Genomic DNA, 10,491 nt, shown 5'->3' with positions numbered 1-10,491 from the left:
CCCCCCCCCCCCCCCCCCCCCCCCCCCCCCCCCCCCCCGCCATCCCACGGATAGCCAGCTGTTGAACTTGACGTTGCTCTGGCTTGTAGCGGGTGCAGGGCTGCAAGCCCTGCAAAACACCCCCCTACGAACTGCAGGAAAGCATCGAGCACCCGGCACGGTGATCCGCCCACCCCGGCCGCTTGCCCGCATAGTGCTCCAGCCCCGGCCGCTCCGTGTACGGATCACGCAACACGTCCTGCAGCGCATGCACGCCGCCCAGATCGCCCTGCTCCGCCCGGTCGATCGCTTCCTGCGCCAGCCAGTTGCGCAGCACGTACAGCGGATTGGCCGCCGCCATCTTCGCCAGCCGCGCTTCCGCCGTCAGCGGATCGGCACGCAACCGCGCCGCGTACTCCTGCAGCCACTGCTGCAGCGGCGCCTGCACCGCCTGCCGGCGCGCGTCGTCGTAGTAGACCGCGTCCAGCACCCCGGCATCCGGCGCTGCAGCATCCACGCGCATCAGTGCGCGCCACGCCAGGGTCATGTCCATGCCGCCTTCCTGCAGCAGCTGCTGCCAGCGCAGGTACAGCTGCAGGTCTTCGTCATCGGCGGCAGCCAGGCCCAGCTTGGCGGCGGCATCGCGGCGCGTGCAGGCGACGAAAGTGGACTGGAACGCGGCCAGCCCCGCCTGCAGCGGCTGCACGTCGGCGAACAGCGGCGACAGCGCCTGCGCCAGCCGGTTGAGGTTCCAGTATGCGACCTGCGGCTGGGTGCCGAAACGGTAGCGGCGGCCCTGGGCGTCGGTGGTGTTGGGCGTCCAGTCCGGGTCGTAATCCTCCACCCATCCATACGGGCCGTAGTCGATGGTCAGGCCCAGCACGGACAGGTTGTCGGTGTTCATCACCCCGTGCACGAAACCGACGCGCATCCAGTGCGCCATCAGCTCGGCGGTGCGCACCGCGATCTGCGCGAACCAGTCGCCGTACAGCGCCTCGCCCTCGCCCTGCAGTCCGGGGAAATCGCGCGCGATGCAGGCATCGGCCAGCTGCTTCAGCAGCGCGGTCTCGCCACGCGAGGCCGGCAGTTCGAACGTGCCGAAACGGATGAATGACGGCGCCACGCGGCAGACGATGGCGCCCGGTTCTGCGCGCGGGTGGCCGTCGTAGAACATGTCGCGCACCACGTCTTCGCCGGTACCGACCAGGGACAGGGCGCGCGTGGTCGGCACGCCCAGGTGATGCATCGCTTCGCTGCACAGGAACTCACGGATGGACGAGCGCAGTACGGCGCGACCATCCGCGCCACGCGAATACGGGGTTGGCCCGGCGCCCTTCAGCTGCAGCTCCCAGTACCGGCCATCGGCCGCCACCAGTTCACCCAGCGAAATCGCGCGGCCGTCGCCCAGCTGGCCCGCCCAGTGGCCGAACTGATGGCCGCCGTAGTTGGCCGCCCACGGCTGCATGCCGGCGTACAACGCGTTGCCGCCGAATACCTGGGCGAAGTCATCGTCCTGCACGTCGGCCGCCTCGAAGCCGAGCAGCGCGGCGACGTCCGGCGACCAGGCCAGCACGGTCGGTGCAGCCACTGGCGTCGGCATCACCGATGACCATGCGGCACCGCGCACTTCGCGGCGGCGCGGGCCGCTCTCGGGGTCACCCGGCAGGGCGGTCAGCAGCCGGTTGTCGAAACGGGGGGCGTTGGTATCCATCCCGACAGAATGGGGGCGACGGAGCCGCGCCTCAATCGCCGCGCAGGGCCTGCAGGGCGCCGCCCTTGGCCTCGGCGCGCTGGTAGGCCGGACGCTCGCCGATGCGCGCGAGGAAACCGCGCAGCGCCGGCTTGTCGTCCAGTCCACCACCGCGGGCTGCGGCGGCCTGGATCGGGAAGCTCATCTGGATGTCGGCGGCGGTGAAACGGTCGCCCGCGAACCACGGGCTTTCGGCCAGGCGCCGCTCCATCCACTCCAGGTGCAGGCGGCGCTGCGGGCCGATGAAGCTGCGCTCGGCCTTGTCGGCGATGCTGCGGGCGATGGGGCGGGCAAAGAACGGCATCGGCGCAGTGCGGATGCGGCCGATCACCAGGGTCAGCAGCAACGGCGGCATCGCCGAGCCTTCGGCGTAATGCAGCCAGTAGCGGTAGTCGATGCGCTCGGCCGCCTCGGCCGGCATCGGCGCGGGCGAGAGCTGGCGCCCGGTGTCGTAGCGGTCGGCCAGGTAATCGAGGATGGCCCCGGACTCGGCCAGCACCAGGTCCCCATCCTGCAGCACCGGCGACTTGCCCAGCGGATGCACCTGGCGCAGCGCGAGCGGAGCCAGCAGCGTCTTCGGGTCACGCGGGTAGCGGCGCAGCTCGTAGTCCAGCCCCAGCTCTTCCAGCATCCACAGCACGCGCAGCGAACGGGAATTTTCCAGGTGGTGGACGATGCGCATGGGTGGGCTCCTGAGGGGAGCGCGCATCGTACCGCGCGCCGGTGTGTGCGTTGCGCGCATAAAAAAAACGCCGGAAGCTTTCGCTTCCGGCGTTTCTGGCTACCAAACGGTAGCAGACGGATTAGACCGCCTGCACCTGGTCAGCCTGCATACCCTTCTGACCCTGGACGGCGATGAAGGTAACCTTCTGGCCTTCCTGCAGGGTCTTGAAGCCGGTGCCCTGGATGGCACGGAAGTGCACGAACAGGTCCGGGCCGCTTTCCGGGGTGATGAAGCCGAAGCCCTTGGCGTCGTTGAACCACTTGACGGTACCGGTCTGGCGATCAGACATTTGACTAACTCCTGAAACACATGTTGAAAAAATCGCAGCCACCGGGAATCGGGGCCGAGACTGAGTTGCAGGCGTTGGTAAAGCGGATCGATGAGCGGATCGTGAGATCAACTGCACCAGGCCACGATTCACGGTGACCCTAGCAAACACAGTGGGTCGAACGATACGCGTGTTTTGGGGAAAAAGCGATAGCCCTGACATTCATTCTCATCCCCTGCCCCGCTAGGCGTGGCAAGGCTTGGCAGCGGATCGAGGCTAAACCCGAGTGCCCATTCAGTTTTTTCCTACCCTACACTGGGTAGATGACTGAAGCCGAAACCCCCGCTGAACAGGGCCGACCGAGGATCTGGGTCGATGCAGACGCCTGCCCCGGCGTCATTCGCGACATCCTGTTCCGCGCCGCCGAGCGGGTCGGCCTGGAGCTGACCATGGTCGCCAACCAGTGGATCCGCACCCCTCCCTCACGGTGGCTGCGCTCCATCCAGGTGCCGCAGGGCCTGGACGTGGCCGACAGCGCCATCGTCGAACGGGTGGCCGCCGGCGACCTGGTGGTCACCCAGGACATCCCGCTGGCCGCGCTGGTGCTGGAAAAGAAGGCCGTCGCCCTGAACCCGCGCGGGCAGCTGTACACCGCCAACAACATGGCCGAGCGGCTGTCGATGCGCAATTTCATGGAAGAACTGCGCGGCGCAGGCGTCCAGACCGGCGGCCCGCCGCCGTTGGGCCAGCGCGACCGCCAGCTGTTCGCCGCCGAGCTGGACCGCTGGCTGGCCCGTGTGAAGCCGTGACGCTGCCACCGCGCTGATCAGCGCCTTTCCGGCAGCTGCAACGAACGCTCGCTGCTGAACGCCCGCCGCTCCCCGCTCAGCGGGTCCTGGAACGCCAGGGCCCGCGCCAGCAGCTGCAACGGCGGCGCCTGCAGCGGATCGGCCACCGGCTGCAGCTGCGGGTACAGGTCATCGCCGAGGATCGGCGCGCCCAGGGCCGCCATGTGCACCCGCAGCTGGTGCTTGCGCCCGGTTTCCGGCTGCAGGCGGTAATGCCAGACCGCGCCGTCGGCGGCGATCACCTCCACCCGGGTGCGCGCGTTTGCCTCGCCCGGCACTTCGGCCATGCGGAAGAACGGCTCGCCGGCCACGATCCGGCTCAGCCGCTGCAGCGGGAACGCCAGGCCCGGCAGCGCTGGCGCCAGCGCTTCGTAGGTCTTGTCGATGCGCCGCTCGCGGAACAGGCGCTGGTAGGCGTCACGCGAATCCGGCCGCTGCGAGAACAGCACCAGCCCGGCGGTCAGCCGGTCCAGCCGGTGCAGCGGCACCAGATCGGCATTGCCTGTCTGCGCCACCAGGCGCGCCAGCAGCGTCTCGCGTACGTAGCCGCCCGCGGGGGTCACCGGCAGGTAATGCGGCTTGTCAGCCACCAGCAGGTGCTCATCCCGGTAGAGGATGCGCTCGCTGAACGGGATGATCGGTTCATCGCTGACCTCACGGAAATAGAGGATCTCCAGCCCGACCTGCCAGGGCTGGCCCGCCGCGAGCGCCCTGCCCTGCGCGTCCTGCACGCGGCCGCGGGCGAAACGGTCCTGCCACTGCGCGCGGTCGATGCGCGGGAAACGCGCGCACAGCCCATCGAGCAGGCTGGGCCAGTCCCCCGGCGGCAGCTGCAGGCGGCTGGGCAGGATCATGGCGCAGCGGCCGCGGGCACCGGCAGCGCGGCCGCATCCAGCACCCGCCAGCCATCGCGTTCCACGTCGTCGCCCCTGCCATCACCCAGCGCCGCCAGCACCAGCGCCTGCATGACCGCAGGTAGATGCAGGTTGATCCAGCGCCCGTCAGCCGTGCGCAGGCTGCCATGGTCCAACCCGGCGTCGCCGGCAAGCCGCCCCTGCGCCGGCGCGCTGCTGAAGCGCATGCGCAGCCGACGGCCCGGCGCGTAGGCGGCAAACGCCACGCTGGCAGGCACCACGCCCGCAGCGGACGCGCGCACGCTGCAGACGAAGTCGGCATCGGCGATACGCAGGCGGCGGATGCGGGAACGGGTCATGCGCGGTCGTTGCGGGCGGAAAAACCCTGCCAGAGTGCCACCGTTGACGCCCGGCAGACACCCCGACCACGGACACCCTTCGGGCAAACCTCTATCATGGTCGTCTTTAGTGCACGGATTCCCCATGGCCCTCACCGCCACCATCCGCAAGGCCGAGCTGCAGATCAGCGACATGGATCGCGGCTACTACGCGACCCACAACCTGACCCTGGCCCAGCATCCGTCGGAAACCGACGAGCGCCTGATGGTGCGCCTGCTCGCCTTCGCCCTGAACGCCGACGACCGCCTGGAATTCGGCCGCGGCCTCAGCACCGACGACGAGCCGGACCTGTGGAACCACGATTACACCGGCGACATCCTGCAGTGGATCGACCTCGGCCATCCCGATGAGTCGCGCATCCGCAAGGCCTGCAACCGCAGCCGGCAGGTGCAGGTGGTGAACTACGGCGGCAATGCCTCCGATATCTGGTGGAACAAGCAGGGCAAGGCCCTGGCCCGCTTCGACAACCTGTCGGTGGTCGACCTCGACGGCGCCTTCGTCGAACAGTGGGGCCAGCAGATCCAGCGCGCCATGCGGTTCAGCGTGCTGATCCAGGATGGCGAAGTGCAGATCATCAACGACCAGATGCAGCTCGACATCATTCCGAACTGGCGCAAGCGCGCCAAGGCATGAGCACGATCCGCTGCGACGTGCTGGTCATCGGCGCCGGCGCGGCTGGCCTGATGACCGCGATCACCGCCGGCCAGCGCGGCCGCCACGTGCAGGTGATCGACCATGCCAACAAGGTCGGCAAGAAGATCCTGATGTCCGGTGGTGGCCGCTGCAACTTCACCAACACCGGTACCACCCCGGCCAACTTCGTCTCCGCCAATCCGCATTTCTGCAAGTCGGCGTTGGCGCGCTACACGCCGTGGCACTTCATCGAGATGGTGGACAAGCACGGCATCGCCCATCACGAGAAGGAGCTGGGGCAGCTGTTCTGCGATATCTCGTCCAAGCAGATCGTGAAGATGCTGGTGGACGAGTGCCAGGCCGCGGGCGTGCAGATCCGTACCGACTGCAGCGTGCAGCGCATCGAGCACGGCAGTGATGGCTTCCGCGTGCACACCAGCCAGGGCCTGTTCCACTGCGCCTCGCTGGTGGTGGCGACCGGCGGCCTGTCCATCCCGAGCATGGGCGCCACCGGCTTCGGTTATGAGCTGGCCCGCCAGTTCGGCCACCAGGTGCTGCCCACCCGCGCCGGCCTGGTGCCGCTGACCCTCAGTGGCACCCACCAGGAACGCCTGGCCGATCTCAGCGGCGTCGCCCTGCCGGTCGAGGCGCGCTGCAACGGCAAAAGCTTCCAGAATTTCATGCTGCTGACCCATCGCGGCGTCAGCGGGCCGGCCATCCTGCAGATCTCCTCGTTCTGGCAACCCGGCGATGCACTGGAGCTGGACCTGCTGCCGGGCCAGAACGCGACCGAGTGGCTGCGGCAGATGAAGCGCGACCGCCCGGCGGCTGAACTGCGCACGGTGCTGGCCGAGGTGCTGCCCAAGCGCCTGGCCCAGCGCCTGTGCGAACACTGGCTGCCGGACCGCCCGGTGCGGCAGCTGGACGAACCGGTGCTGCGCCAGGCCGGGCAGCTGCTGGGCGCCTTCCCGCTGGTGGCCAGCGGCACCGAGGGCTACCGCACCGCCGAGGTCACCCTGGGCGGCGTGGACACCGCCGAGGTGTCGTCGGCCACGATGGAATCCAAGCGTGTGCCGGGCCTGCATTTCGTCGGCGAAGTGCTCGACGTGACCGGCTGGCTGGGCGGCTACAACTTCCAGTGGGCCTGGGCCAGCGGCCATGCCGCGGGCAGCGTGGTGTGAACCGCATCGCCGTTCCAACGCTGCAAGGGGCGCGCGCATGGACGGACTGGCGCGCATCGTGTATCTAGATTTGCAGATTGGGGAGCAGTGCATGCAGAACGCGAACGACATCACCATCCGGCTGCTGATCGTCGATGACAGCGGCGAGAACGCCGAAGCCATCGTCAGCACCCTCCGCAACAGCGGCATCGCCGTGCGCCCGTGGCGGCCGCAGGATGCGGCCGAGCTGTCGCAGGTGCTGGCCAGCCAGGCCATCGATCTGGTGCTGGCCTCGCCTTCGCAGGGCATTCCGCTGCCACTGGTGGCCCAGCACATCGCCGCCAGCGGCAAGGACATTCCGCTGGTCCTGCTGGCCGATCGCATCGACGAGGACGAACTGGTCCAGGCCAGCAGCAACGGTGTCCGCGCCCTCGCCCTGCGCCAGCGCAACGACCACCTGCTGGCGGTGGTGCGCGACCAGTGGGTCGACCTGCAGGCGCGCCGTGGCCTGCGCCGCATCGAGGCGCAGATGCGCGAGACCGAGCGCCGCTGCGATGCCCTGATCGCCTCTTCGCGCGACCCCATCGCCTACGTTCACGAGGGCATGCACATCCGTGCCAACGATGCCTATCTGGAGATGTTCGGCTATGAGGACTTCGACGATATCGAAGGCATCTCGCTGCTGGACATGGTCGCCGCCCAGCACGTGGACAGCTTCAAGCAGCTGCTGAAGTCGCTCAGCCGTGGCGAGGCGCCGCCGCCGCAGTACCAGCTGGACGCGCGCCACCAGGATGGCAGCGCGTTCCCGGCCACCATGGAATTCACCGCCGCCACCTACGAAGGCGAATCCTGCCTGCAGGTGGTGTTCCGCCGCCGCCTGGAACTGGACACCGAACTGGCCCGCGAGGTCGAAGACCTGCGCCAGCGCGACCAGGTCACCGGCCTGCTCAACCGCCCCACCTTCATGCTGCAGGTGGAAGATGCGGTGGCCCAAGCCGGCCGCAGCGAGGGCCAGTTCGGCCTGCTGCTGGTCGAACCGGACCACTACGCGCGCCTGATCCCCGATATCGGCCTGGACTCGGCCGACACCCTGATCGGCGCGATGGCCGCGCAGCTGGCTGAAGTGGTGGGCGAAGACGCGCAGATGGCGCGCTTCGGCGAACACAGCTTCGCGGTGCTGCAGTCCGGCCCCTACGCACAGACGCTGGCCATGGCCGAGCGCATCCGCGAAGCCTTTGCCGCACACGTGTTCACCATCGGCGCGCGATCGGCCACGGTCACCGTCAGCCTTGGCGGCGTGCAGGTGGGCGAGAAGATCGCCAGCATCGGCCAGGTGCTGGCGCGTGCCAGCGAATGTGCGCAGGCTGCTGCCGCCCTCGGCAATACCACGCGTATCTTCGACCCGGCCGCGGTCGACCGCATCGAGGAAGAGCGCGTGCAGCGCTGGGTCGGGCGTATCCGCGAGGCGCTGGCCGGCGACGGCTTCCAGCTGCACTACCAGCCCGTGCTGAACCTGCAGGGCGAGCCGCTGGAACTGTACGAGGCCTACCTGCGGCTGGAGCACAACGGCGAGCTGCTCAGCCCGACCGCCTTCCTTGGCATTGCCGAGGAGCACGGCCTGCTGGGCGACATCAACCGCTGGGTTGTATCGCAGGCGATCAGCGTGCTGGGCGCACGTGCACGCGCCGGCCATGACACCCAGATCCTGGTCAAGGTCACCCCCGAGTCGTTCGACGACCCGAAGATGATCGCTACGCTTCGCCAGCAGCTGCAGGCACAGGGCGTGCCGGGCGAGCGGCTGTGGCTGCACGCGCCGGAGGTGAAGGTGTTCACCCACCTGCGTGCCGCCCAGCAGTTCCTCGCCGACGTCGCCCCGCTGGGTTGCCGGATCGGCTTGGAGCAGTTTGGTTCGGGCCTGGATTCGTTCCAGCTGCTGGCCCACTTCGAGCCGCAGTTCCTCAAGCTGGATCGCGGCTTCACCAGTGACCTGGCGGCGACCCGCGAGAACATCGACCGCATCAGCCAGATCACCGCGCGTGCGCAGGAAGCCGGCATCCGCACCATTGCCGAGTTCGTCAGCGATGCCAACTCGATGACCCTGCTGTTCAGCGCGGGCGTCGACTACGTGCAGGGCGATTTCGTCGGCCCGGCACTGCCGTCGATGAACTTCGATTTCGGCTGAATCCGCTGATGCCGGCCAGCGGCTGGCACTACCACCGACCGCGGAGGTAGCGCCGGGTCATACCCGGCGAGCGCAGCGGCATCCACGGCATCCGCCGGGCATGGCCCGGCGCTACCGCCTATCGCGTCAGGTCAGATCGACCAGGTTGGCGATCTTCACGTCCGGATTGACGTCGGCTTCGTAATCGACGCCTTCCACGCCGAACCCGAACAGGCGCAGGAAATCGGCCTTGTAGCCGGCCAGGTCGCTGATCTCGTACAGGTTCTCGTTGGTCACCTGCGGCCACAGCTCCAGCACCTTGCCCTGCACTTCCGGGGCCATTTCCTTGTAGTCGGCGCGCAGGCGGCCTTCCTCGTCCACCAGGGCGACGGTACGGCCCTGGCCATCGACCAGGTCGTGGCGCAGGCGGTCGACGGCCACGCCGTCAGCCTTGCCGCCGTAGAGGATGTCGTACAGCACGTCGAGCTGCTCGATGCAGCCTTCGTGGGTGCCCTGCGCCTTCATCACCTTGAACAGCAGCGACAGGTACAGCGGCATGGTCGGGATGGCCGAGCTGGCCTGGGTGACCACCGCCTTCAGCACCGACACGCGGGCGTCGCCGCCGATCTTGGCCAGCGATGCGCGCAGGCCCAGCACCTTGTCGTCGAGGTCCTTCTTGGCCGCACCGATCGAGCCGTTCCAGTAGATCGCCTGGGTGATCTCTTCGCCCACATAGGTGAAGGCGGTGGTGGTGCAGCCGTTGGCCAGCACGCCGGCCTCGGACAGCGCATCGATCCACATCTGCCAGTCTTCGCCGCCCATCACCGCGACGGTGCCAGCGATCTCCTCGGCCGTGGCCGGCTGCAGGTGGGTCTCGGTCAGCACTTCCTTGTCGGTATCCAGGCCGCGCAGGACGATCGGCTCGCCGATCGGCTTCAGCGTCGAGCTGATGATCTCGCCGGTCTTGGGGTGCTTGCGGCGCGGTGCGGCCAGGCTGTAGACGACCTGGTCGACCTGGCCGAGATCGGCCTTGATCATTTCGATGGTCTTGGCCTTCACTTCATCGGAGAAGGCATCGCCGTTGATGCTCTTGGCGTACAGGCCGGCTTCGTCGGCGTACTTGTGGAACGCGGCGGAGTTGTACCAGCCCGCGGTGCCCGGCTTGGTTTCGCTGCCCGGGCGCTCGAAGAAGATGCCCAGGGTGGAAGCGCCGCTGCCGAAGGCGGCCGTGATGCGCGCGGCCAGGCCGTAGCCGGTCGAGGCACCGATGACCAGCACGCGCTTGGGGCCATTCTGGATCGGCGGGCGGGCGCGGATGTAGTCGATCTGCTGCTTGACCGCGGCCTCGCAGCCGGTCGGGTGGGTGGTGACGCAGATGAAGCCGCGGACGCGCGGTTTGATGACCATGGATACCTCGGGTTGGCAGATGCGGCGCACGGGGCGCTCAGCAGGAATACGGGCGCGCGCAGGCGCGCGCGAACCGCAGGATCGTAGTGCGCGGGGGAAGATTGCACAACCGACGCTGGCGTAGGGTGGGGTTTTCTTTTGCAGGGCTTGCAGCCCTGCACCTGCTTCAAGCCACAGCAACGTCAACGTCAACGTCAAAAGCTGGGGTCCTGTGGGTTGGCGGGGCGGGTCCGGTTGAGGGGGACGCCGTGAACCCTTCCATGGGGGCTTGGTCGCGGCATCCATGCCGCTCACACCCCCTCAACCGG

10 protein-coding genes are annotated in these 10,491 nt (G+C 68.3%); 4 read left to right on the top strand and 6 right to left on the bottom strand.

Going from position 1 to position 10,491, the window contains the following annotated elements:
* Window positions 1-124: 124 nt before the first annotated feature.
* The 3 genes from IAE56_RS19155 to IAE56_RS19145 all read right to left on the bottom strand — a co-directional run bounded on the left by IAE56_RS19155 (window position 125) and on the right by IAE56_RS19145 (window position 2,742).
* On the bottom strand, window positions 125-1,690 hold the full coding sequence (locus IAE56_RS19155) for a YdiU family protein (RefSeq protein WP_200753622.1): 1,566 nt from the start codon (window positions 1,688-1,690) through the stop codon (window positions 125-127).
* A 31-nt stretch (window positions 1,691-1,721) separates the two neighbouring features.
* Window positions 1,722-2,411 carry a glutathione S-transferase gene (locus IAE56_RS19150; RefSeq protein WP_200753621.1) on the bottom strand — a complete coding sequence of 230 codons (690 nt, stop codon included), beginning with the start codon at window positions 2,409-2,411 and terminating at the stop codon, window positions 1,722-1,724.
* Window positions 2,412-2,532: 121 nt separating this feature from the next.
* Complete coding sequence (locus IAE56_RS19145) at window positions 2,533-2,742, bottom strand: cold-shock protein (protein ID WP_004153307.1); 210 nt, start codon at window positions 2,740-2,742, stop codon at window positions 2,533-2,535.
* A 302-nt stretch (window positions 2,743-3,044) separates the two neighbouring features.
* Here IAE56_RS19145 and IAE56_RS19140 point away from each other — a divergent pair, with 302 nt between their 5' ends.
* A complete protein-coding gene (locus IAE56_RS19140) occupies window positions 3,045-3,530 on the top strand; it encodes a YaiI/YqxD family protein (protein WP_200753620.1) in 486 nt (161 codons plus the stop codon).
* A gap of 17 nt (window positions 3,531-3,547) precedes the next feature.
* Here the strand turns inward: IAE56_RS19140 and IAE56_RS19135 are convergent, their stop codons facing one another.
* Window positions 3,548-4,423: a pseudouridine synthase gene (locus IAE56_RS19135; RefSeq protein WP_200753619.1), complete on the bottom strand. Its 876-nt coding sequence runs from the start codon at window positions 4,421-4,423 to the stop codon at window positions 3,548-3,550.
* Window positions 4,420-4,782, bottom strand: coding sequence for a hypothetical protein (locus IAE56_RS19130; protein ID WP_200753618.1), 363 nt, complete (start codon window positions 4,780-4,782; stop codon window positions 4,420-4,422). The genes IAE56_RS19135 and IAE56_RS19130 overlap by 4 nt, the downstream gene beginning before the upstream one ends.
* 124 nt (window positions 4,783-4,906) lie before the next feature.
* Here IAE56_RS19130 and IAE56_RS19125 point away from each other — a divergent pair, with 124 nt between their 5' ends.
* The 3 genes from IAE56_RS19125 to IAE56_RS19115 all read left to right on the top strand — a co-directional run bounded on the left by IAE56_RS19125 (window position 4,907) and on the right by IAE56_RS19115 (window position 8,797).
* Complete coding sequence (locus tag IAE56_RS19125) at window positions 4,907-5,455, top strand: YaeQ family protein (protein ID WP_108768587.1); 549 nt, start codon at window positions 4,907-4,909, stop codon at window positions 5,453-5,455.
* Window positions 5,452-6,636, top strand: coding sequence for an NAD(P)/FAD-dependent oxidoreductase (locus tag IAE56_RS19120; protein ID WP_200753617.1), 1,185 nt, complete (start codon window positions 5,452-5,454; stop codon window positions 6,634-6,636). The genes IAE56_RS19125 and IAE56_RS19120 overlap by 4 nt, the downstream gene beginning before the upstream one ends.
* Before the next feature lie 91 nt (window positions 6,637-6,727).
* A complete protein-coding gene (locus IAE56_RS19115; RefSeq protein WP_200753616.1) occupies window positions 6,728-8,797 on the top strand; it encodes an EAL domain-containing protein in 2,070 nt (689 codons plus the stop codon).
* Between the two features lie 126 nt (window positions 8,798-8,923).
* Here IAE56_RS19115 and fabV read toward each other — a convergent pair whose 3' ends face one another.
* Window positions 8,924-10,183 (bottom strand): enoyl-ACP reductase FabV, encoded by a 1,260-nt coding sequence (gene fabV, locus IAE56_RS19110; protein ID WP_200753615.1) that lies wholly within the window; start codon window positions 10,181-10,183, stop codon window positions 8,924-8,926.
* Between the last annotated feature and the right edge of the window lie 308 nt (window positions 10,184-10,491).

The sequence above is a fragment of the Stenotrophomonas sp. S41 genome (assembly GCF_016624625.1).
In the GTDB taxonomy this organism is placed as follows: Bacteria; Pseudomonadota; Gammaproteobacteria; order Xanthomonadales; family Xanthomonadaceae; genus Stenotrophomonas.
Note: the sequence above shows the minus strand (reverse complement) of the source record. Positions and strands in the feature narration are given on the sequence as shown.